We start from the raw sequence: 22,329 nt of genomic DNA, 5'->3' as shown, positions 1-22,329 counted from the left end.
GTCACAAATCTGCGCCGCACTACACAGTCAGGATCGGACGCAGAGCGTCCAGAACGGCATGCCGACGCGGAGCGTCGCACGATGGTTCAGATTCCTCACGCTCCGTGGTAATGCCGTTCACAACGCTCCGCGTCGTCCATGCCGCTCAGTTCAGCCCTTCGCCTGCAACGCCCGCAACCACGCCAACCCTTCGCTGGTGTCGCCTTTGGGGCGGTATTCGCAGCCGATCCAGCCGGTGTAGCCCAGCTCGTCGATGACGTTGAACAGGTGTTCGTAGTTCAGTTCGCCCAGGTTCGGTTCGTGGCGATCCGGAACGCCTGCAATCTGAATGTGGCCAATACCCGCAAAGTCGCGGCGCAGTGTGCTGGTCAGGTCGCCTTCGACGATCTGGCAGTGGTAGCAGTCAAATTGCACCTTCAGATTGTCAGCGCCCACCTGCTTGCAGATGTCCTGCGCCTGATCCTGACGGTTGAGGAAAAAGCCCGGCATGTCGCGGGTGTTGATCGGCTCGATCAGGATGGTGACGCCAACAGACCTGGCTTGCTCGGCCGCAAACGCCAGGTTTTCCAGATAAACCGCCTGATGGCGCTCACGCAAAGCTTCGCTGGGCAGCAGACCGGCCATCACGTGCACGCGGTCGTTGCCCAGCACCTGGGCATATTCCAGAGCACGTTCGATGCCGTTGCGAAACTCCGCTTCGCGGCCCGGAAGTGTGGCGATGCCTCGTTCACAGGCGTCCCAGTCGCCCGGCGGGGCGTTGAACAGTGCTTGTACCAGACCGTTGTCGCTCAGGCGCTGCTTGAGTTCCTGCGGCGTGTAGGCATAAGGAAACAGATACTCGACCGCGCCGAAACCATCGGCGGCGGCTGCGGCAAAGCGCTCAAGAAAATCATGCTGCGGGTACAGCATGCTGAGGTTGGCGGCAAAACGAGGCATGTTAACTCCAGTCTTCAAAGGGTCAGACGAATGGCCAAAGCAGCAGGGTGATCACAAAGCCCAGTGTGCCGAGCAGCGTGACCAGTACGGTCCAGGTGCGCAAGCCGTCGGCGACGTTGAGGCCCGCCAGTTTGGTGAACATCCAGTAACCGGCATCGTTGATGTGCGACATGGCCAGACCGCCACCGCCCATCGCCAGGCACAGCAGGGCCAAGTGGTTGGCGCTCAGGTCCAGCGTGGCGATCAGCGGGCTGAGAATGCCGGCAGTGGTCACCAGCGCAACGGTGGTCGAGCCCTGCACCGCGCGCAGCAACAGGGTCAGCAGAAAGCCCAGCGCCAGCACCGGCAAACCGGTATTGCGCAGCGCCTCGGAAACCACTGCACCGATACCGGTATCGACCAGCACCTTACCGAATACGCCACCGGCACCGGCAATCAGGATAACCATCGCCACACCCGGCAACGCCGAGCCGATTACGTCGGACACCTGCGTGCGGCTCCAGCCACGACGCGAACCCAGCAGCCAGGCGCACAGTAATGTGTCGATCAACAGCGCCACCAGTGGCGCACCGAGAACCGTCAGCACTGCACGCAGCGTCGATGTTGCAGGCAGTAGAGTGGTGGCCAGCGTGCCCATCAGAATCAGCACGATCGGCAGCAGAATCAGCGCAATGATCAGCCCGAAACCCGGTGCAGGTGCTGGCGGCAGTTTGCTTGCCAGACTGCTGGCGGTTTCTTCCGCGCCCAGGGTTCTGGTCTCGGTGGCTTCACGCACGCCGGAGTAGTCGTTGCGCGCCCAGGCTTCCAGGTCTTGGTTGGTGACATGCGGGCCGTAGACTTCGGCGCGAATATCATCGGTCATCGGGTAGGTCTTGCGAGTCATGCGGCCTGCCACGAAGTAGCCGATCATGCACAGCACTGCGACAATCGGGATACCCAGCATCAACACACGACCCAGGTCCGCGCCCAACTGGCTGGCCGCAGCAACGGCGCCAGGGTGCGGCGGCAGGAACGCATGCACCGCCAGCAGCGCAGCACACATCGGCAGCGCGAAAATCAGCAGCGGCTTGCGGGCGGCACGGGCCACGCCGTAGGCCAATGGCATGAGGATGATCACGCCGACCTCGAAAAACACCGGAATGCCGACCATGAAGCCTGCAACGGTCAACGCCAGCGGCGTGCGTCTGTTGCCGAAGCGGTTGATCAGCGTCTTGGCCAGTGCTTCGGCCCCGCCCGACAGCTCGATGATGCGCCCGATCATCGCGCCCAAGGCGATGATGATCGCGATGTGGCCGAGGGTCTTGCCCATGCCGCCTTCGATGGTGGCAACAAGATCGGCCGGCTTAACCCCGGCGACCAGCGCCACGATGATGCTGACCAGCATCAACGCAACGAACGGCTGAAATTTGTACTTGAGCACCAGGAACAACAGCAGTGCGATGCCCGCACCGGCCACGACCATCAACATGAGCGGCGTCATGCCCGTGCACTCCGGTCAATGGCGGTAAAGACTGACAACGAAACAGCGGGGTAGGGGTGAGTCATGCTCTCGATTCCTGTTGTTATTGTTTTTCGGCCGCGAGGCGCAGTGCGCCTCTCGATCAATGTGTGTCCGTTACCACTTCGCGCCGAACACCTGACGCAATTCTTCCAGCGCCGCCGGGGCCAGCGGTGCAGGTTTGGGGTTGCTCATCAGCCACAGACGGGCGGTTTCTTCCAGCTCTTCCAAGGCGTAACAAGCCTTGGCCACTGAGCTTTCCCAGACCACCGGACCGAGCCGCTCGAGCATCACACCGCGTACGCTGTTGGCCAGCTCCGCCACGCGCTCGGCGACTTTCGGCGAGCCCGGGCGCTCGTAAGGGATCAACGGGATGTGCCCGACTTTCATGACTTGATAGGGCGTCAGCGGCGGCAGAATGTCGTCTTCACGCCACACGCCGGCCAGGGTCAGGGCCACCAGATGCGTCGAGTGGGTGTGCACCACGCCGCCGACTTCCGGGTTGCGGTCGTAGACTTCGCGGTGCAGGGCCAGGGTCTTGGACGGCTTGCTGCCCGATACCCATTCACCGGCCAGATTGACCTTGGCGATGTCTGCCGGGTCCATGCGCCCCAGGCAGGCGTCGGTCGGGGTGATCAGCCAGCCGTCATCAAGACGCGCGCTGATGTTGCCCGCGCTGCCGACCGTGTAGCCGCGGCCATACAACAGCCGGCCGACGTCGCAGATTTCCTGACGCAGGGCGTTTTCATCAATCATCAGGCTGCCCCCGCCAATTGCTTGAGGGCCTTGGCGAAGAAGTCGCGTGCGCCGAAGTTGCCAGACTTGAGCGCCAGTGCCAGCGGTTGCGCGCCGCTGCTGACGGTGGCCGGAACGCCCGGATCGATCTGTGCGCCGATCTGCAGCAATTGCACGCCCAGCGCCTGAACGACAGCACCGGAGGTTTCGCCACCGGCGACCACAAAGCGGCGCACACCCGCGTCCAGCAGCCCTTTGGCGATCTCGCCCAACGCGGCTTCGACCATCGCGCCAGAGCGTTCAACACCCAGCTCTTTCTGCACCGCTTTGACTTCATCCGGCGTACTGGTGGCGTAGATCAACACGGTTTGCCCGGCGTCTCTGGCAAACGCCAGCGCCTGCTCGACCACCGGCTTGCCTGCTGCGAGGTCCAGCGGATTGATGCGCAGGGCAGGGCGATTGGCTTCCAGCCAGGCCGCGACCTGGCCGTTGGTGGCAACCGAAGCGCTGCCTGCCAGCACCACTTCGCCGCCGCTGATAGCAATCTGTTTGGCCGCATCAATGTCGCGCAGCTTGCCCGCCTTGCGGAAGTTGCCCGGCAGGCCCAACGCCAGCCCCGAACCACCGGTCAGCAGTGGCAGGTCGGCGCAGGCTTCACCCAGTGTGTACAGGTCAGCGTCCGACAGCGCATCGGCAATTGCCATGCGCACACCTTCAGCGCGCAGTTCGGCAATTTTGCTGCGCACGCTGTCCACGCCTTTGGCAACGGTGTCGTAGCGCAACAGGCCGACATTGCCGGTGGTCTGCGCTTGCAGCACGCGCACCAGATTGGCGTCGGTCATTGGCGTCAGCGGGTGGTTCTGCATGCCCGATTCGCTGAGCAACTGGTCCTGTACAAACAAATGACCACGGAAAATCGTGCGGCCGTTTTCCGGGAAGGCCGGGCAGGCCAGGGTGAAGTCGCTGCCCAGTTGTTCCAGCAGTGCTTCGCTGACCTGGCCGATGTTGCCGGCAGCAGTCGAATCGAAGGTCGAGCAATACTTGAAGAAGATCTGCTCGCAACCACGCTCGCGCAGCCATTCCAGCGCAGCGAGGGATTCAGCCACGGCGTCGGCGCTTGGCGTGGTGCGCGATTTCAGGGCGATCACAATCGCGTCGGCGTCCAGCCCGGCAGCCATTTCGGCGCTGGGGATGCCGATGCTCTGCACGGTGCGCATGCCACCGCGCACCAGCATGTTGGCCAGGTCGGTCGCGCCGGTGAAGTCATCGGCAATGCAGCCCAGCAGCGGGCGAGCGTTATTCAGGCTCATCAGTCGCTCCTCAGGCTTTTTCTGGCTTGGCTTTCGGCAATTCGATGCCCGGGAAAATCTTGATCACCGCCGAGTCGTCCTCGCGGCCGAAACCGGCGCTGGAAGCCTGCATGAACATCTGGTGCGCAGTGGCCGACAGCGGCAGCGGGAATTTGCTGCTGCGTGCGGTATCCAGCACCAGGCCCAGGTCCTTGACGAAGATATCCACAGCCGACAGCGGCGTGTAATCAGCGTTGAGGATGTGCGGTACGCGGTTTTCGAACATCCACGAGTTACCGGCACTGTTGGTGATCACTTCGTACAGCGCGTCCGCATCGACGCCTTCACGCAGGCCGAGCGCCATCGCTTCGGCACTGGCCGCAATGTGCACGCCGGCCAGCAACTGATTGATGATTTTGACTTTCGAGCCCAGCCCGTGAACGTCGCCCAAGCGGTAGACCTTGCCAGCCATGCCGTTGAGGATGGCTTCGGCCTTGGCGTAGGACTCGTTCGGGCCGGAGGTCATCATGGTCATCTGGCCGGAAGCGGCCTTGGCTGCGCCGCCGGAGATCGGGGCGTCGAGGTACAGCAGGTTCTGCGCGGCCAGGCGTTCACCCAGTTCGACAGCGAAAGTCGGCGCGACGGTGGCGCAGCCGATCACCAGGCTGCCCGGACGCAGGGCCGCGATGGCGCCGTTTTCGCCAAACAGGACAGTTTCGGTCTGCTCGGCATTGACCACAACGGTAATGATCACGTCGCAGGCAGCGGCCATGCTGGCTGGGGATTGGCAGGCAACGCCGCCTTCCTGGGCGAACGCTTCGGTCACGCTGGTGCGCACATCGCAGGCATGCACAGTGAAGCCGCTGCGCAGCAACGAGCGGGCAATGCCCAGACCCATCGCACCCAGGCCGATAACGCCGACATTTTTGCTGTTCATGCAGTAATCCTCAAAGTCAGTGCCGATGCCTGTGTTGCGGGCATTCGAGCGTTTATTGTTCTTATCTGTGAATCTGATAGTGAATCAATGACTGGATAATGTGAAGTATTTTTATTTTTCACATAAATTAACATCGATAGGGTTTTTCCATCAGGCTTTTCCATCGCCCACAAAAAAGCCCCTGGTAGGGGCTTGATTGGAACCGCTGGGTCAGCGACGCAGAGTATCGCTCGCTACACGATCAGAACTTCGGCACGGGCGCGCTGGTGGCGTTGCGCAGCGAGCCGCTTTCCTGACGTACAACCTCTTTGGGCTTGTACGCACAAAAGCCTGGGCGCGGTCCGATTTTCGGATGGTTGCGGCAGGTGTCCGGGCGCTTTTCATAGATGGTGCACAGCCGGCTTTTGCGGTCCAGGTACAGGCAGTCGTTATTGCTCATGCGCTGCAACGTGAAGATTTCCGACTTCTGGTTGTAACGCTCGACGATGCCTTCCTTCTGCAGACGCTTGGCGATGTTCTTCGCCGGATCGCCACGTTCGAACTCATCGACGATGCCGATGCGGATCAGGTCCTTGATCTTCACTTCTACCGGCAACGTGCAGCAGCTGGAGATACAGCCCCCGCACATATGGCTGGAGTACTTGGCCCAGGTGTCGATGCGATCGAGTTCTGCGGCGGCGATCAAGGTGGGTTTCATTTTATTTCAGAATTCCGGGTGTATCGGGGCGCGCGATCATACCGGTCTGCGGCCATTTGCAGTAAGTAAAAATTGTCGAGGCGACTGTCGGTATTGCCCGTATCACCGGTTGCAAGCGCCACGCCTGCCGAAAGTACTCAGTCAGCAGGCGTGGTCATGCAGACGACTTACTCAGGACTTGAGCTTATCGTCGGCCCGGAACATGCTGCGGATCCCGCGCACGGCCTGGCGGATGCGGTCCTGATTCTCGATCAGTGCAAAACGCACGTGATCGTCGCCGTATTCACCAAAACCGATGCCCGGCGACACACAAACCTTGGCTTCGGCCAGCAGCTTCTTGGCGAACTCCAGCGAGCCCAGGTGCGCGTAGGCTTCGGGAATCTTTGCCCAGACGTACATCGACGCCTTGGGGTTTTCGACCATCCAGCCCAGTTCGTGCAGGCCCTTGACCAGTACGTTGCGGCGCTGGCGATACTGCTCGGCGATGTCGAGCACGCATTGCTGATCGCCTTCCAGCGCGGCAATGGCGGCGACCTGCAACGGCGTGAAGGTGCCGTAATCGTGGTAACTCTTGATCCGCGCCAGTGCGTTCACCAGCTCGGGGTTACCAACCATGAAGCCGATCCGCCAGCCCGCCATGTTGTAGCTCTTGGACAGGGTGAAAAACTCGACGGCAATGTCCTTAGCGCCCGGCACCTGCATGATCGACGGGGCTTTCCAGCCGTCGTAGACGATGTCGGCGTAGGCCAGGTCGTGAATCACCAGCACGTCGTACTGTTTGGCCAACGCCACCACGCGCTCAAAGAAATCCAGCTCCACGCATTGCGCGGTCGGGTTCGACGGAAAACCCAGAATCATCATTTTCGGCTTGGGAATCGAGCCGCGGATGGCCTTTTCCAGCTCGGCGAAGAAGTCCACGCCCGGCACCAGTGGCACCGACCGCACCTGGGCGCCGGCAATCACGGCACCGTAGATGTGGATCGGGTAACTGGGGTTAGGCACCAGCACGGTATCGCCCTGATCCAGCGTGGCGAGCATCAAGTGCGCCAGGCCTTCCTTGGAACCGATGGTCACGATGGCTTCGCTTTCAGGGTCGATATCGACCTCGTAGCGTTTCTTGTACCAGTTGGAAATGGCCTGGCGCAGACGCGGAATGCCGCGTGAGGTGGAGTAACCGTGGGTGTCTTCGCGCTGGGCGACAGTGACCAGTTTTTCGACGATGTGCGGCGGCGTGGCCCCGTCGGGGTTGCCCATGCTCAAGTCGATAATGTCTTCACCACGACGACGCGCAGCCATTTTCAGTTCGGCGGTGATGTTGAACACGTAAGGGGGGAGTCGATCTATGCGCGCAAAGCGGCGCGGCGAACCTTGGTCAGCCATGGGTATCTCGCAAACGTAAGCGCCCGGAACCGTCCGAGCGACGTGGCCACATGAGGCGGCCTGCTGCGCAAGATAAAGGCGCCGATGGCGTTTTGTCCACAGGGATTTTCAGCCACACACCGCCCGCGACATTCGGCCCCCACCAAACGGTAGCGGCGGTGTAGAATCGCGCTATTCATCGCCATTCATCCCCCGGCGGGTTTATGAGCTCAGGCCGAGTACACGGTGATCCCGTGGTGTTCGGTTTCTTCGCTGCCTGTGGTCACTGCCGCTCGCCCGCGACGTCAATAGAAGCTCACTCCCTACCCTGATCAGCCCTAGTTTTGCCGGAGTGCTCCAATGCCTGATTACCGCTCGAAAACGTCCACCCACGGCCGCAACATGGCCGGCGCCCGTGCCCTGTGGCGCGCAACGGGCATGAAGGACGAAGATTTCAAGAAACCGATTATCGCCATTGCCAACTCCTTCACCCAGTTCGTACCGGGCCACGTCCACCTCAAGGACATGGGCCAACTGGTCGCCCGTGAAGTCGAACGCGCCGGTGGCGTGGCCAAGGAATTCAACACCATTGCGGTGGATGACGGCATTGCGATGGGCCACGACGGCATGCTGTATTCGCTGCCAAGCCGCGAGATCATTGCCGACTCGGTCGAATACATGGTCAACGCGCACTGCGCCGACGCCATCGTGTGCATTTCCAACTGCGACAAAATCACCCCTGGCATGCTGATGGCGGCACTGCGCCTCAATATTCCGGTGGTCTTCGTGTCTGGCGGGCCGATGGAAGCGGGCAAGACCAAACTGGCCAGCCACGGCCTGGACCTGGTCGATGCAATGGTCATCGCTGCCGACTCCACCGCCAGCGACGAAAAAGTCGCCGAATACGAGCGCAGCGCCTGCCCGACATGCGGTTCGTGCTCGGGCATGTTCACCGCCAACTCGATGAACTGCCTGACCGAAGCGCTGGGCCTGGCCTTGCCGGGCAACGGTTCGGCACTGGCGACCCACAGCGACCGCGAGCAACTGTTCCTGCAGGCTGGCCGCACCATCGTTGACCTGTGCCGACAGTACTACAAGGAAAACGACGATTCGGTGTTGCCGCGCAACATCGCCAACTTCAAGGCGTTCGAAAACGCCATGACGCTGGACATCGCCATGGGCGGTTCGACCAACACCATCCTGCACTTGCTGGCTGCTGCTCAGGAAGCCGAGATCGACTTCGACCTGCACCACATCGACCGTCTGTCACGCAAGGTTCCACAGCTGTGCAAGGTTGCGCCGAACATCCAGAAGTACCACATGGAAGACGTGCACCGCGCGGGCGGGATCTTCAGCATCCTCGGCGAGCTGGCGCGCGGCGGCTTGCTGCACACCGACCTGCCGACCGTGCACAGCAAGACCTTGGCCGAAGGCATCGCCAAATGGGACATCACCCAGACTGACGACGAAGCAGTGCACACCTTCTTCAAGGCAGGCCCGGCCGGCATCCCGACGCAGACCGCGTTCAGCCAGTCGACCCGTTGGGACAGCCTGGATGACGACCGTGAAAACGGCTGCATCCGTAGCGTCGAGCATGCATATTCGCAGGAAGGTGGCCTGGCCGTGCTGTACGGCAACATCGCGCTGGATGGCTGCGTGGTGAAAACCGCCGGTGTCGATGAGTCGATCCACGTCTTTGAAGGCAACGCCAAGATCTTCGAAAGCCAGGACAGCGCCGTGCGCGGGATTCTCGCTGACGAAGTGAAGGCGGGCGACATCGTCATCATTCGTTACGAAGGCCCGAAAGGCGGTCCGGGCATGCAGGAAATGCTCTACCCGACCTCGTACCTGAAGTCCAAAGGGCTGGGTAAAGACTGTGCGCTGCTCACCGACGGTCGTTTCTCGGGCGGTACCTCTGGCCTGTCCATCGGTCACGCCTCGCCAGAAGCCGCGGCGGGCGGTGCGATTGGTCTGGTGCGCGATGGCGACAAAGTGCTGATCGACATCCCGAACCGCTCGATCAACCTGATGATCGACGACGCCGAGATGGCCGAGCGCCGCGCCGAACAGGACAAGAAAGGCTGGAAACCGGTCGAGTCGCGTCCACGTAAAGTGACCACCGCCCTCAAGGCCTACGCCCTGCTGGCGACCAGCGCCGACAAGGGCGCTGTGCGTGACAAGGCGTTGCTGGACAAACTGGTGCCGTAACGCGCATGTTTGAGTCAGCATCAGAACACCCCGCCAGTCGGGGTGTTTTTTTATCTGGAAATAACTACCGGCGGGCTTTCTTACTGGTATTTCTGACAGATGTCGAGCGCGCGTGGGCGCTATATATTGGGCCAATCGCCGCGAGCGATCTGCTGCGGTTAACCGCTATCGACTGTTATGGAGAACGTGATGAAAGCATGGCTATTGGCACCGACATTGTTCATGAGCGTTTGTCTCGGCGCATATGCACTTGATTCGACAGACGCTACCCAGAATGAAGCTGTGCCACCCGTTGATGCCGTTCAGGTGCCGCCGCCTCAGGAAGCGGATACGGCGGTGCAGGTTCGCAATAACAGTGCGTTCGCCATCTATGTCATACAGAAGGGCTTGAAGCAGGAAGTGGCAAGCAAAGGCACATACGTCGTCAGCAGCACCGCCACTTACCCGCTGAGTATCACGCCTGCCAGCGGCGAGCCTGCGATCAAATATGTGACGCTTTCAGGAAAAAAGGGCGCATGCACCTATGCCAGCTGCCTCATCGTCCAGTAGAGGGGCAGAGAGTTGAGCCAAGTCGATAGGCTTACTTCCTGTCCGCAATCACCCCGATCAACACCAGTACTACCAACAGCACCGGTGCCAGGCTGTAGTTGTTGAACTGGCTGAGGCCGCGCACCACCCACGGTGTGGCGTAGATCAGTGCTGCGCCGCTGCCGACGGCGCAGAGCAGGGCGATGAGCGGGATGCGCAGGGCGCCGGTGATGCCGCTGATGCGTTGCTCCAGCCAGCCTTTGATGTCCGAGCCGAACAGCACCAGCAGGCAGCCCACCAGTGCGAGGGCGATTTCCGAAAGATTGCTGCGACTCCAGCGCGAAACGGTGGCGAGCAGGTCGAGTACGAAATCCATGCAGGGTCCTTAGATCAGAAAATATTGCAGCAAGTCATTGAGGAACAGTTGGCCTTGCGGGGTCGCGATCAGGCGTGCCGGATCTTCATGCAGCAGGCCTTTTTGTTCGGCTTGCCTGCGTGCCTCGGCGAGCGAATCGAGGCTTAGACCCGTTCTTTCCCGAAATAACGCAGCGTCCACACCATTTGTCAGTCGCAATGCGTTCATCAGGAATTCAAACGGCAATTCATCCAGCGACAACAGCTTTGCCCCGGCCTGAAAAGGCTTGTCGGGGTTCAGGTAATCCTTGGGTAACCGGGTCTTCCAGGTACGAATAATGCGCCCGTCCGGATGGCTCAACTTGCCATGTGCACCTGCGCCGATCCCGATAAAATCCCCGAACGCCCAATAGTTGAGGTTATGCCGCGCCGGTTTCCCGGGTTGCGCATAGGCCGACACTTCGTACTGCGCGTACCCCTGAGTGGCCAGCAACTGCTGTCCGGTTTCCTGGATGTCCCAAAGAATGTCGTCTTCCGGCAAAACCGGCGGCTGATTCCAGAAGACGGTGTTGGGTTCCAGGGTCAGTTGATACCAGGACAGGTGCGTCGGCGCGAGGGCGATGGCCTGGCGCAGATCGTCCAGCGCCTCGTCCTGGGACTGGTCCGGCAGGCCGTGCATCAGGTCCAGGTTGAAGTTGTCGAAACCGGCCTGACGCGCCATGTCGGCGGCGCGAATCGCTTCGTCGCCGTTGTGGATACGGCCCAGCGCCTTGAGTTTGGATTCCTGAAAGCTCTGAATGCCGATGGACAGCCGATTGATTCCCAGACCGCGATAGGCGCTGAATTTTGCCTGTTCAAAGGTGCCGGGGTTGGCTTCCAGGGTGATCTCGATGTCGCTGGCAAAGCGGATACGTTGTTCGACGCCTCGCAGCAAACGGCCCAGCGCATCGGCGCTGAACAGGCTTGGCGTGCCGCCACCGAAGAAGATCGATTGCAGTTCACGGCCGTAGACGTGCGGCAGGTCGAGGTCCAGATCGGCGAGCAGCGCGTCGACGTATTCCTGTTCCGGCAGCACGGGGCTTGCGGTGTGCGAATTGAAGTCGCAGTACGGGCATTTGCGCACGCACCACGGAATGTGTATATACAGCGACAGCGGGGGCAGGTGCGGCAGTGCAGGGCGTGGCATCTCTGACGAGAAACCGCTCTCGCCGAGAAACAGCGGCTGCGCAGGCGAATCGTGGGTCATTGCAGACCCAGGCGTTGGCGCAACAGGACCATGGCGCGGGCGCGATGGCTGAGCTGGTTTTTCTCGCTCGGGCCGAGTTCGGCGCTGGAGCAGTTGCGCTCCGGCACCCAGAACAGCGGGTCGTAGCCAAAACCGTGCTCGCCGCTGGCAGCGTGCAGGATGCGCCCATGCCACAGGCCTTCGCAGAGGATCGGCAGCGGGTCGTCGGCGTGACGCACCAGCGCCAATACACAAACGAACTGCGCGCCACGCTGCTCGTCCGGCACGTCTTTGAGCGCTTCCAGCAATTTGGCGTTGTTGGCCGCGTCACCTTTGCCGTCGGCGTAGCGTGCGGAATAGATGCCCGGCGCGCCGCCGAGAAAGTCCACCGCCAGCCCCGAGTCATCGGCCAGTGCGGGCAGGCCGGACAGGCGTGAGGCATTGCGCGCCTTGAGGATCGCGTTTTCAACGAACGACAGGCCGGTCTCTTCCGGCTCCACCAGGCTGAACTCGCTGACCGAGCGCAGCGTCACGCTGCCGCCGAGCATGGCCTGAAGTTCTTTGAGTTTGCCGCCGTTGTGGCTGGCCAGTACGAGTTGGGTGAGGTTCATCATTGGCCTGTCGTGGTGCGTGAAAACGATCGGTTAAATGGCAATCTGGTGGTCCGTCAGGCCTGGGCTGGTGACCCGGTAGATGCCGATTTCGCCGAGCAGATTGGGCCACAGTTTGCTGGCCCAGCCGTGACGGTGTTGCTGATCGACCGCCAGCCTGTCGAGCACCTGTGCGTCGCGCTCGCGGCACAGTTCTTCGAAGTCGCCGAAGGTACAGAAGTGGATGTTCGGCGTGTTGTACCAGGTGTACGGCAGGAAATCCGACACCGGCATGCGGCCTTTGCTCGCCAGATACCAGCGGCAGCGCCAATGGCCGAAGTTCGGGAAGGTGATGATGCACTGGCGCCCGACGCGCAGCATCTCGTCGAGGATTCGGTCCGGGTAATGCACCGCTTGCAGGGCCTGGGTCATGACCACCACGTCAAAGCTGTTGCTGGCAAAGTTGCCCAGCCCCTTGTCGAGGTCCTGCTCGATAACGTTGATGCCCTTGGCCACGCACTCGGCAATGTTGGCCGCGTCGTTTTCCAGCCCGTAGCCGGTGACTTGCTTGTGGTCACGCAGCCAGGTCAGCAATTCGCCGTCGCCGCAACCCAGGTCGAGCACGCGGCTGCCTGCGGGGATCCATTCCTGGATGATTTCCAGATCGGCTCTCATGACGTCCTCACAACGAAATTCGGTTCATGTAATTACCGAAAGCCTGCAAGTAGCGCGGAATCGGGATCAGGAAGGCGTCGTGCCCTTGGGGCGCGTCGATTTCCAGGTAGCAGACGTCCTTGCGTGCGGCCATCAGCGCGTCCACCAGCTCCCGCGAACGGGCCGGCGAGAAACGCCAGTCGGTAGTGAACGACATCACGCAGAATCTGGCGGTGGCGTTGGCGAACGTCTTGGCCAGGTCGTCGTTGAAGTTGGCGGCAGGGTCGAAGTAATCCAGCGCTTTGGTCATCAACAGGTAGGTATTGGCGTCGAAACGCCCGGAAAACTCTTCACCTTGATAACGCAGGTAGCTTTCGACCTGAAACTCGACGCTGTGGAAATCGTAATTGAGCTTCTCGCTCTTCAGGCCACGGCCGAATTTTTCGCCCATCGAGTCGTCCGACAGGTAGGTGATGTGCCCGACCATCCGCGCCAGCATCAGGCCGCGCTTGGGGATCACGCCGCGCTCCTGGAACGAACCGCCGTGGAACTCCGGGTCGGTGAGAATCGCCTGGCGCGCCACTTCGTTGAAGGCGATGTTCTGCGCCGACAGCTTGGGGGCCGAGGCGATTGCCAGGCAATGGCGCACGCGATCCGGGTAACTGATGGTCCATTGCAGCGCCTGCATGCCGCCCAGACTGCCGCCAATCACCGCCGCCCATGTGTCGATGTTAAGCACATCAGCCAGCCGGGCCTGGCTGTTGACCCAGTCTTCCACGGTCACGACCGGGAAATTGGCCCCGAACGGCTTGCCGGTGTCCGGGTCGATACTGCTTGGGCCAGTGGAACCGTTGCAGCCGCCCAGATTGTTGAGGCTGACGACGAAGAATTTGTCTGTGTCGATAGGCTTGCCGGGACCAATGCAACTGTCCCACCAGCCGGGTTTACGGTCGTCGGCGCTGTGAAAGCCTGCGGCATGATGATGCCCGGACAGCGCGTGGCAGATCAGCACGGCATTGCTGCGTGCAGCGTTGAGCTGACCGTAGGTTTCGTAAATCAGGTCATAGGCTGGCAACGAACGACCGCAGGCCAGCGCCAGAGGCTCGCTGAAATGCGCCGTTTGCGGTGTGACCAGTCCGACAGAATCGTGGGGGAATACCGTGGGCATCGACCCTGCTCTCGCTTGAATGAGGCGTAAGTCTAAAGACCGCGGGGGGCAGCGGCAATAAGGGATGTTGTGAGGCGCAAATTGACGGCACGATAGTTGAGATTATCGTTCCTATGCTCCAGCGTGGGAATGCATTGCGTGACGCTCTGCGTCACAGATCTGCGCCGCGCCGCGCATTCAGGATAGGACGCAGAGCGTCCAGAACGGCATGCGACGCGGAGCGTCGCACGATAATTGAGATTATCGTTCCGCACGCTCCAGCGTCGGCGCGATAGTTACAGAACTTCGCTTACATCAACAACCGCAACACGTCCGGCATGTTGCTCATGGCGGCGAGGTTGTTGATGACCAGCATGTCGAGCAGTTTGAGCACCAGGAATGCCAGGATCGGCGAGATATCCAGGCCGCCCAGGTTCGGGACGATCTTGCGGAACGGTGCCAGGGCGGGCTCGCAGATCTGGTTGACCAGCTCTGCGCCGGGGTTGTGGCTGCCCGGTGCGACCCACGACAGGATCACGCTGATGATCAGGGCAAAGAAGAATATTTTCAGGAACAGCGCCGTCACGCCAATGATCGACCAGAGCAGCAGGTGCAGCGGGTCGCCGGTGGTGCCGAACATCAGCAGCAGGGTCAGCGCCATCAGGATCATCTGCACGATGATCGCCAGCACCAGTGACGACATGTCCAGGCCGAACAGGCTCGGAATGATGCGTCGCAGAGGCTTGAGCAGCGGCTGGGTGGCGCGCACGATGAACTGGCACAGCGGGTTATAGAAGTTGGCCCGCACCAGTTGCAGCACGAAGCGCAACAGGATGATCAGCAGGTACAGACTGCCGAGCGTTTGCAGGACGTAAATTGCAGCGGTGTTCAATCCGATCATCAATCTGCTCCAGAAAGCCTGAAAATTATTTGCCCAGTTGCTCAGCCAGCTCGGCTGCACGGTGGTCTGCGGCGGTCAGTGCTGTTTCTACCAGCGCCTCGAAGCCGCCGGCCTGAAAGGCCTTGATCGCAGCTTCGGTGGTCCCGCCCGGCGAGGTCACACGGCGACGCAATTCTCCTGCACCCAACTCACTGCCGGAGGCCATCAAGGCCGAGCCCAGCGCGGTTTGCAGGGTGAGTTTTTTGGCGATGTTTTCCGGCAGGCCCAGCTTTACGCCTGCCGCGGTCATCGCTTCCATCATCAGAAAGAAGTAGGCAGGGCCGCTGCCGGACACTGCTGTCACGGCATCCATGTGTTTTTCCTGCTCGACCCAGACTGCCACGCCAACGGCCGACAGCAATTGCTCGGCCTGCTCGCGTTGTGTTGGCGAAACCTTTTCGGTCGCATACAGACCGCTGGCACCCTGACGCAACAGCGAAGGGGTGTTGGGCATGCAGCGCACCACAGGCTGGTCGCCCAGCCACTGGTTCAGGCTGGCACAGGTGATACCCGCCGCTACCGAGACAATCAGTTGATGAGCGTCAAGGCTGGCCTTGAGTGCCTGGCAGACGCTTTTCATCATCTGCGGTTTGACGGCCAGTACCACGACGTCGGCCCCTTTGACGGCCTCGGCGTTGTCGGCGAACACCTCGATGCCGTGTTCAGTGGAAATGCGCTCACGGGTTTCGGCACCCGGCGCACTGGCGCAGATCAGCGATGCTTCCACGCCCTGTGCGCGCAGGCCGCCGATCAGGCTGGCAGCCATGTTTCCGGCGCCGACGAAGGCGATACGAGTCTTGCTCATGAGGGGGGCCTTGTGGGCAGATTCAGAGTAGGCAAATTCAGTGTGTGCAAAGTCATGGCTGCCCATAGTCGCGGGCGCCAAAAAGGGCCGTGCCGATCCGCACCCAGGTTGCGCCTTGTGCAATGGCGGCTTCCAGGTCGTGGCTCATGCCCATGGAAAGTGTATCGAGTGGCAGGTTCAACTGCGCCTGCAAGGTACGCACGGCAGCGAACGATGCCGCCTGAGCCGCTGGGTCGTCTGTAGGCTCGGGAATGGCCATCAGGCCGCGCAGCTTCAATCGCGGCAAGGCGCTGATGGCGGCGGCCAGTGCTGGCAGGTCTTGAGGCGCACAGCCGGACTTGCTGGCCTCGCCGCTGACGTTCACCTGAATGCAGATGTTCAGCGGCTCCAGGCTTTCGGGGCGCTGCTCGGACAGGCGTTGAGCAATTTTCAGGCGATCCACGGAATGTACCCAGGCGAAGTTCTCGGCGATAGCGCGCGTCTTGTTCGACTGAATGGGGCCGATGAAGTGCCAGCACAAGGGCAGGTCGGCCAGTTCGAGCTGTTTGCCCAGTGCTTCCTGTAAATAATTTTCGCCAAAGTCACGCAGGCCTGCGGTGTAAGCTTCACGCAGGTCGCCGGCAGGCTTGGTTTTACTCACCGCCAGCAGGCCTACGGACACCGGATCACGCTTGGCCGCGAGGGCTGCGTCGCGAATTCGCTGTTCGAGCGTTGAAATGTTCGCTGCTATCGTGGACATTGATTTACGCCAGCAAGGCTAAGGTCTGCGGCATTCTATGTGATTGAGGAGCTGTATGGATATTACCGAGCTGCTGGCCTTCAGTGCCAAACAGGGCGCGTCGGACTTGCACCTCTCTGCAGGTCTGCCACCGATGATTCGCGTGGACGGCGATGTGCGGCGTATCAACCTGCCCCCGCTGGACGCCAAGGAGGTCAAGGCGCTGATCTACGACATCATGACCGACCGGCAGCGTCAGGATTTTGAAGAGCGCCTGGAAACCGACTTTTCGTTTGAAGTGCCGGGTGTCGCGCGGTTTCGGGTCAACGCATTCAACCAGAATCGCGGTGCGGGCGCGGTATTCCGGACCATTCCGTCGAAAATCCTCAGCATGGAAGACTTGGGGATGGGCAGTGTGTTTCGCAAGATTACCGACGTAGCGCGCGGCCTGATTCTGGTCACCGGGCCGACCGGTTCAGGCAAGTCGACGACCCTGGCGGCGATGATCGACTACCTCAACTGCAACAAGCATCACCATATCCTGACCATCGAAGACCCTATCGAATTCGTTCACGAGTCCAAGAAGTGCTTGGTCAACCAGCGCGAAGTGCACCGTGACACGCTGGGGTTTTCCGAAGCGCTGCGCTCGGCCCTGCGTGAGGACCCGGATGTGATTCTGGTCGGCGAGATGCGTGACCTGGAGACCATTCGTCTGGCGCTGACTGCTGCCGAAACCGGCCACCTGGTATTTGGCACGCTGCACACCACCTCGGCGGCCAAGACCATCGACCGGATCGTCGATGTGTTCCCGGCGCAGGAAAAGTCGATGATTCGCTCGATGCTGTCCGAGTCGCTGCACGCGGTTGTTTCGCAGGCGCTGCTCAAGAAGGTCGGCGGTGGGCGCGTGGCAGCGCATGAAATCATGATGGGCACCCCGGCGATTCGTAACCTTATTCGCGAGGACAAGGTGGCGCAGATGTATTCGTCCATTCAAACAGGCGGCTCATTGGGCATGCAGACGCTGGACATGTGCCTGGCCGATCTGGTGAAACGCGGCCTGATTACCCGCGAAAGCGCTCGCGAGCGGGCCAAGGTGCCGGACAACTTCTGATGCTGGCCGAGTGCGACTAGCGTTTGGAAATAAAAAAAAGGGGCCCTGAACGAATTCAGGGCCCCTTTTTGTCAGGCAAAGATCAGATCAGCGCTGAACGACGCGCAACTGAGGTGCCTGCTTGGGCAGAACGCGCTTGGCGATCTTGTAGTGACTGTTCCAGTACGGTTTGTTCAGCGTATCGACAGTGACAGCTTTGCCACGTCGTGGCGCGTGGACGAACTTGTTGTCGCCCAGGTAGATAGCCACATGATTGATGTTGCGGCTCTTGATGTTGAAGAACAGCAGGTCACCTCGCTTCAGGTCCTTGCGGTCCACGGTCTGGCCATGACCCTGGGCCATTGCGTTGGACGTGCGCGGCAGGTCGACTTCACGAACATCGGTGTAGGCATATTTGACCAGCCCGCTGCAGTCCAGACCTTTGCCGGGCGTGGTGCCGCCCCAGCGATACGGTGTACCGACAGCCTGTAAGGCGCGTTTTACAACAGCATTGCCCTGTTTGGCAGGCGCCGCGATGGACGCCTGCAAGGCGGCTGCCTTGGCGTTTTTGCGGGAAAGTGGCTTCTGAGTGGCGTGGGAGGTTTTAGGTTGAAGGGATACTGGTGTGGCTTCCTGAGGTGCATTGCGAGTCGCGAGTGCCGGTGAAGAGTGACTTTTGGCGGTGTAGCCCGTGAAGCTCGCAGGAAGTTGTTGCTCACGATTGGTGGCGTGGGCGGCCAGTGGCATAAAAAGGCAAATGGTTAGCCATGTCTTGAAAAGAGGACGCATTCGGCAAGGCTCATAGTGGTCAGCGCGCAACTTTATAACAGCTTTTTGGAAAATTCTGACCCCATTTGTCGAGTGCATCACACTGGCATCATTACGTTTTATGCGACAAACTCTTTCTTTTTTCGCGTCAATCCCTTTAACGACAAGGGCTTGGCGGCATGAAACCGCCTCGTTTGCCATACGTCGGAATAGGGAAACGAAGTCACAAATTTGTTATGTATTTTTTTCTATCAGCGCAAAGAGGGTAAAAATGAACGGCTATCGTTCTGACACACACAGCAAGGTCATGGGCTACCTGATGTGGATTTTCGGGTTTCTCGGTGCGCACCGTTTCTACTATGGCAAGCCGGTCACCGGGACTATCTGGTTCTTCACCTTCGGCCTGTTCGGCATAGGCTGGCTGATCGACCTGTTCCTGATCCCGTCGATGGACCGCGAAGCCGACCTGCGCTTCACCCCAGGTTCCACCGATTACAGCCTGGCGTGGATCCTGCTGACCTTCCTCGGCCTGTTCGGCGTACACCGCATGTACCAGGGCAAGTGGATCACCGGCATCATCTACCTGTGCACGGGCGGATTGTTTCTGGTTGGCATTCTGTATGACTTCTGGACAATGAATGACCAGATCTCGATGAAGAACGCCCGGCGCGGGTGAGGCTTGCTCAGAGGTGGATGTAGAGCGTCAGGGCTTCTGTCCGCAGGGCGTGGGAGCGAACTTGTTCGCGAAAGGGCCGCTACATTCTCCGAAAGTCACATCGATTGAATTACCGTCTTCGCGGACAAGTCCGCTCCTACAGAAGCTCCATCATTCGGGCCTCTGCCCGCAGGGCGTGGGAGCGAACTTGTTCGCGAAGGGGTCGTTATGATCGCCGAGAATGCAATGACTGACACACTGTCTTCGCGGACAAGCGAAGCGTCGCCCGGTCCGCTCCTACAGAGGTCTCGCTCTCCTTCGTTGGTCTGAGCGTAGTGCCTCAACGGCTGTAGCTTATCCGTCCATCCACCAGTGTGTAGCGTACCGAGCCCGGCAGGCAGTGGCCGATGAAGGGGCAGTTGTCGCCCTTTGACAGCCAGGTCTCACCGGCGACGGTCGAGGCTGCCGGGTCGAACAGCACGATGTCTGCAGGCGCCCCAGCGCTGAGCTTGCCGGCAGGCAAACGCAAGGCGTCTGCCGGGCCGCTGCTCAGGCGGGCGAGCAGGGTGGGCAAGTCGAGCAGGCCGTCTTCCACCATCGTCATGGCCAGCGGCAATAGCAACTCAACACTGCTGATGCCCGGCTCGGTGGCACCAAACGGTGCCAGCTTGGCGTCACGCTCATGCGGCTGGTGATGGCTCGAGATGGCTTGAATCACCCCGGACTTCACCGCTTCACGCAGGCCATCGCGGTCGGCGCGGGTGCGCAGCGGCGGCTGGACGTGATACAGGCTGGAGAAATCGATCAGCGCCTCATCAGTCAGAATCAACTGATACAACGCCACATCCGCCGTCACCGGCAGCCCACGCGCCTGTGCTTGAGCAATCAGGGCCGCGCCGCGTGCGCTGGTCAGTTGGCTGAAGTGCGCGCGCACGCCGCTTTGCTCCACTAGCAGCAGGTCGCGTGCCAGCGCCACGGTCTCGGCCGTTTCAGGGATACCGGCCAGGCCCAGAAATGCTGCCGTCGGGCCATCATGGGCCAGACCGCCTTCGGCCAGATCATGATCCTGAGAGTTGAAAATCACGGTCAGGTCGAAGGTGGCGGCGTATTCCAGCGCCCGGCACAGCGTACGGGTATTGCTGAAACTGCTCAGGCCGTTGCCGAACGCCACGCAGCCTGCGTCGCGCAGGGCGATCAGTTCGGCCAGTTGCTCGCCTTCCAGGCCCTTGCTCAGTGCGCCAACCGGGAACACCTTGCTGAAACCGGCTTCACGGGCACGGTCCAGAATCAGTTCGGCCACCGCCGAGGTGTCGAGCACCGGTTTGGTCTGTGGCGGGCAGCACAGGCTGGTCACGCCGCCTGCGACCGCAGCGCGGGTTTCACTGGCGATGCTGCCTTTACGGCTATAGCCCGGCTCGCGCAGGGACACGTTGAGGTCAACCAGACCGGGCGCTGCCACCAGCCCGGTAGCGTCGATGACCTGAGTGGGTTCGAAACCGGCCGGTGCGGCACCGATTGCGACGAGTTTGCCTGCTTCGATATGCAGGTCGGTGGTCTGATCCAGCCCGCTGGCCGGGTCGATGACGCGAGCGCCGAGGATGCTGAGCTTCACTGGGCGTTCTCCTGTTCAAATTGGCGTTGTGCGTTTTGTCCGCTCATGGCCATCGACAGCACTGCCATGCGGATCGCTATGCCGTAAGTCACTTGATTGAGAATCACCGAGTGTGCTCCGTCGGCCACGGCCGATTCGATTTCCACGCCACGGTTGATCGGGCCGGGGTGCATCACAATCGCATCCGGTTTAGCGCCAGCCAGGCGCGCGGTGGTCAGGCCGAACAAGCGGTAGAACTCGCCTTCGCTGGGCAGCAGGCCACCGGTCATGCGCTCACGTTGCAGGCGCAACATGATCACCACATCGACGTCCTTCAACCCTTCGTTGAGGTCGGTGTAGACCTTCACCCCGTATTGCTCGACGCCGACCGGCAGCAGGGTTTTCGGGCCGATCACGCGGATGTCCGGGCAGCCCAGCGCCTTGAGTGCAATCATGTTGGAGCGCGCCACCCGCGAGTGCAGGATGTCGCCGACGATGGCCACCGACAGGTTTTCAAAGCCACCCTTGTGACGACGGATCGTCAGCATGTCGAGCATGCCCTGGGTCGGGTGCGCGTGGCGGCCGTCGCCGCCGTTGATGATCGCCACGTCCGGGCACACGTGCTCGGCGATGAAGTGCGCGGCGCCGGAGTCTGCGTGGCGCACGACGAACATGTCGGCGGCCATCGCTTCAAGGTTGCGCAGGGTGTCGAACAGTGTTTCGCCCTTGCTGGTAGACGAAGTCGAGACGTTCAGGGTGATCACGTCGGCCGACAGCCGCTGGGCCGCCAGTTCGAAGGTGGTCCGGGTGCGTGTGGAGTTTTCGAAGAACACGTTGCACACCGTCTTGCCGCGCAACAACGGGACCTTCTTCACCGCCCGTGCGCCGACTTCAAGGAACGAGTCGGCGGTGTCGAGAATTTCGGTTAGCAGCTCGCGGGGCAAGCCGTCCAGAGACAGAAAATGGCGCAGCTGGCCCTGATGGTTGAGCTGCAGCGGGCGCTTGGCGTCGAGAGGCGTCATCGCAATGGACTCTTAAAGGGCGGTGGAGAGTTCTTGAAGTTCAAGTGCCAGCTCGGGGCCGGACAGCTTGATGCGCTCGTTGGGTGCCAGCGACAGGGTCGCGCCGACCACGTTGGGGCGGATCGGCAGTTCACCTGCGTTCAGGTCCAGCAGGCAGACCAGCGTGACGCTGGCCGGGCGGCCGTAATCGAACAGTTCGTTGAGGGCGGCGCGAATGGTGCGGCCACTCATCAGCACGTCGTCGATCAGCACCAGATGCTGGCCTTCGATCTCGAACGGCAGCTCCGAAGGCCGCACCTGCGGATGCAGGCCGTTCTGGCTGAAATCATCGCGGTAGAACGAAACGTCGAGTGTGCCCAGCGGCGAGGGGTTGTTCAACGCCTCAAGCAGCGCCTGAGCGACCCACACACCGCCCGTGCGGATGCCGATGAAACGAGGGTCGCTGATGCCGCGCTTGCTCAGATGAGCGTTCAGGTCAGTGGCCATCTGACGAATCAGTTCGGCGGGATTGGGCAGGCTCATGGTTGCTCCTTTGAGGCTCGGGCAGCGTCGGTCCGTGGCGCGTTACTCAAGCAATAACGTG

The 22,329-nt window shown here is 61.0% G+C and carries 23 protein-coding genes; 4 read left to right on the top strand and 19 right to left on the bottom strand.

Translation table 11 applies throughout. From position 1 onward, the window contains the following. Positions 1 to 150: 150 nt before the first annotated feature. The 7 genes from otnI to alaC form a co-directional block, all read right to left on the bottom strand. On the bottom strand, positions 151 to 936 hold the full coding sequence (otnI, locus tag DW49_RS0103800) for a 2-oxo-tetronate isomerase (protein ID WP_005621096.1): 786 nt from the start codon (positions 934 to 936) through the stop codon (positions 151 to 153). 22 nt (positions 937 to 958) lie between these two features. After that, positions 959 to 2,416: a GntT/GntP/DsdX family permease gene (locus tag DW49_RS0103795; RefSeq protein ID WP_024420715.1), complete on the bottom strand. Its 1,458-nt coding sequence runs from the start codon at positions 2,414 to 2,416 to the stop codon at positions 959 to 961. 135 nt (positions 2,417 to 2,551) lie between these two features. Continuing rightward, a complete protein-coding gene (otnC, locus tag DW49_RS0103790) occupies positions 2,552 to 3,190 on the bottom strand; it encodes a 3-oxo-tetronate 4-phosphate decarboxylase (RefSeq protein WP_003383155.1) in 639 nt (212 codons plus the stop codon). Then, positions 3,190 to 4,479: a 3-oxo-tetronate kinase gene (gene otnK, locus DW49_RS0103785; protein ID WP_005621087.1), complete on the bottom strand. Its 1,290-nt coding sequence runs from the start codon at positions 4,477 to 4,479 to the stop codon at positions 3,190 to 3,192. Before otnK ends, otnC begins: the two co-directional genes overlap by 1 nt. A 10-nt stretch (positions 4,480 to 4,489) precedes the next feature. Continuing rightward, the gene (ltnD, locus tag DW49_RS0103780; RefSeq protein ID WP_267887731.1) at positions 4,490 to 5,422 is read right to left on the bottom strand and encodes an L-threonate dehydrogenase; all 933 of its coding nucleotides are present in this window, start codon (positions 5,420 to 5,422) and stop codon (positions 4,490 to 4,492) included. Positions 5,423 to 5,636: 214 nt separating this feature from the next. Further along, the gene (locus tag DW49_RS0103775) at positions 5,637 to 6,092 is read right to left on the bottom strand and encodes a YkgJ family cysteine cluster protein (protein WP_003383161.1); all 456 of its coding nucleotides are present in this window, start codon (positions 6,090 to 6,092) and stop codon (positions 5,637 to 5,639) included. Between the two features lie 171 nt (positions 6,093 to 6,263). Further along, positions 6,264 to 7,472 carry an alanine transaminase gene (gene alaC / locus DW49_RS0103770; RefSeq protein WP_005621076.1) on the bottom strand — a complete coding sequence of 403 codons (1,209 nt, stop codon included), beginning with the start codon at positions 7,470 to 7,472 and terminating at the stop codon, positions 6,264 to 6,266. Between the two features lie 339 nt (positions 7,473 to 7,811). Here alaC and ilvD point away from each other — a divergent pair, with 339 nt between their 5' ends. Next, positions 7,812 to 9,659: a dihydroxy-acid dehydratase gene (gene ilvD / locus DW49_RS0103765; RefSeq protein ID WP_003383163.1), complete on the top strand. Its 1,848-nt coding sequence runs from the start codon at positions 7,812 to 7,814 to the stop codon at positions 9,657 to 9,659. Positions 9,660 to 9,848: 189 nt separating this feature from the next. Next, positions 9,849 to 10,208 carry a hypothetical protein gene (locus tag DW49_RS0103760; protein WP_005621074.1) on the top strand — a complete coding sequence of 120 codons (360 nt, stop codon included), beginning with the start codon at positions 9,849 to 9,851 and terminating at the stop codon, positions 10,206 to 10,208. A 31-nt stretch (positions 10,209 to 10,239) separates the two neighbouring features. On the opposite strand, the gene DW49_RS0103755 is transcribed toward DW49_RS0103760, so the two are convergent. The 8 genes from DW49_RS0103755 to DW49_RS0103720 all read right to left on the bottom strand — a co-directional run bounded on the left by DW49_RS0103755 (position 10,240) and on the right by DW49_RS0103720 (position 16,641). After that, positions 10,240 to 10,563: a DUF3392 domain-containing protein gene (locus DW49_RS0103755; protein ID WP_002551720.1), complete on the bottom strand. Its 324-nt coding sequence runs from the start codon at positions 10,561 to 10,563 to the stop codon at positions 10,240 to 10,242. Positions 10,564 to 10,572: 9 nt separating this feature from the next. Continuing rightward, entirely contained in the window at positions 10,573 to 11,787 is a 1,215-nt protein-coding gene (gene hemW, locus DW49_RS0103750; protein ID WP_005621071.1) for a radical SAM family heme chaperone HemW, read from the bottom strand. Then, positions 11,784 to 12,380 carry an RdgB/HAM1 family non-canonical purine NTP pyrophosphatase gene (rdgB, locus tag DW49_RS0103745; RefSeq protein WP_017683395.1) on the bottom strand — a complete coding sequence of 199 codons (597 nt, stop codon included), beginning with the start codon at positions 12,378 to 12,380 and terminating at the stop codon, positions 11,784 to 11,786. Before rdgB ends, hemW begins: the two co-directional genes overlap by 4 nt. Before the next feature lie 30 nt (positions 12,381 to 12,410). Beyond that, entirely contained in the window at positions 12,411 to 13,031 is a 621-nt protein-coding gene (gene metW / locus DW49_RS0103740; RefSeq protein WP_003377217.1) for a methionine biosynthesis protein MetW, read from the bottom strand. A gap of 7 nt (positions 13,032 to 13,038) precedes the next feature. After that, positions 13,039 to 14,178 (bottom strand): homoserine O-succinyltransferase MetX, encoded by a 1,140-nt coding sequence (gene metX, locus DW49_RS0103735; RefSeq protein ID WP_005621066.1) that lies wholly within the window; start codon positions 14,176 to 14,178, stop codon positions 13,039 to 13,041. 289 nt (positions 14,179 to 14,467) lie between these two features. Beyond that, entirely contained in the window at positions 14,468 to 15,058 is a 591-nt protein-coding gene (locus tag DW49_RS0103730) for a YggT family protein (protein WP_003377215.1), read from the bottom strand. A 25-nt stretch (positions 15,059 to 15,083) separates the two neighbouring features. After that, positions 15,084 to 15,902: a pyrroline-5-carboxylate reductase gene (gene proC / locus DW49_RS0103725; protein WP_005621064.1), complete on the bottom strand. Its 819-nt coding sequence runs from the start codon at positions 15,900 to 15,902 to the stop codon at positions 15,084 to 15,086. Between the two features lie 52 nt (positions 15,903 to 15,954). After that, positions 15,955 to 16,641: a YggS family pyridoxal phosphate-dependent enzyme gene (locus DW49_RS0103720; RefSeq protein WP_005621062.1), complete on the bottom strand. Its 687-nt coding sequence runs from the start codon at positions 16,639 to 16,641 to the stop codon at positions 15,955 to 15,957. A gap of 55 nt (positions 16,642 to 16,696) precedes the next feature. Here DW49_RS0103720 and DW49_RS0103715 point away from each other — a divergent pair, with 55 nt between their 5' ends. After that, positions 16,697 to 17,731 (top strand): type IV pilus twitching motility protein PilT, encoded by a 1,035-nt coding sequence (locus DW49_RS0103715; RefSeq protein WP_003377212.1) that lies wholly within the window; start codon positions 16,697 to 16,699, stop codon positions 17,729 to 17,731. A gap of 87 nt (positions 17,732 to 17,818) precedes the next feature. On the opposite strand, the gene DW49_RS0103710 is transcribed toward DW49_RS0103715, so the two are convergent. Beyond that, a complete protein-coding gene (locus DW49_RS0103710) occupies positions 17,819 to 18,499 on the bottom strand; it encodes a C40 family peptidase (RefSeq protein WP_081591699.1) in 681 nt (226 codons plus the stop codon). 250 nt (positions 18,500 to 18,749) lie between these two features. Between DW49_RS0103710 and DW49_RS0103705 the strand changes: the two genes are divergently transcribed. Continuing rightward, positions 18,750 to 19,154, top strand: a complete 405-nt coding sequence (locus tag DW49_RS0103705; RefSeq protein ID WP_003377210.1) for an NINE protein — start codon at positions 18,750 to 18,752, stop codon at positions 19,152 to 19,154. Between the two features lie 319 nt (positions 19,155 to 19,473). On the opposite strand, the gene DW49_RS0103700 is transcribed toward DW49_RS0103705, so the two are convergent. From DW49_RS0103700 to pyrR, 3 genes are read right to left on the bottom strand one after another with little or no spacing between them, the layout of a single operon-like run. Continuing rightward, positions 19,474 to 20,745, bottom strand: a complete 1,272-nt coding sequence (locus tag DW49_RS0103700; RefSeq protein WP_024419691.1) for a dihydroorotase — start codon at positions 20,743 to 20,745, stop codon at positions 19,474 to 19,476. Further along, the gene (locus DW49_RS0103695) at positions 20,742 to 21,746 is read right to left on the bottom strand and encodes an aspartate carbamoyltransferase catalytic subunit (RefSeq protein WP_005736952.1); all 1,005 of its coding nucleotides are present in this window, start codon (positions 21,744 to 21,746) and stop codon (positions 20,742 to 20,744) included. The genes DW49_RS0103700 and DW49_RS0103695 overlap by 4 nt, the downstream gene beginning before the upstream one ends. A 12-nt stretch (positions 21,747 to 21,758) precedes the next feature. Beyond that, positions 21,759 to 22,268, bottom strand: a complete 510-nt coding sequence (gene pyrR, locus DW49_RS0103690; protein ID WP_005621047.1) for a bifunctional pyr operon transcriptional regulator/uracil phosphoribosyltransferase PyrR — start codon at positions 22,266 to 22,268, stop codon at positions 21,759 to 21,761. Positions 22,269 to 22,329: the final 61 nt, after the last annotated feature.

Source organism: Pseudomonas avellanae BPIC 631, from assembly GCF_000444135.1.
In the GTDB taxonomy this organism is placed as follows: domain Bacteria; phylum Pseudomonadota; class Gammaproteobacteria; order Pseudomonadales; family Pseudomonadaceae; genus Aquipseudomonas; species Aquipseudomonas avellanae.
Note: the sequence above shows the minus strand (reverse complement) of the source record. Positions and strands in the feature narration are given on the sequence as shown.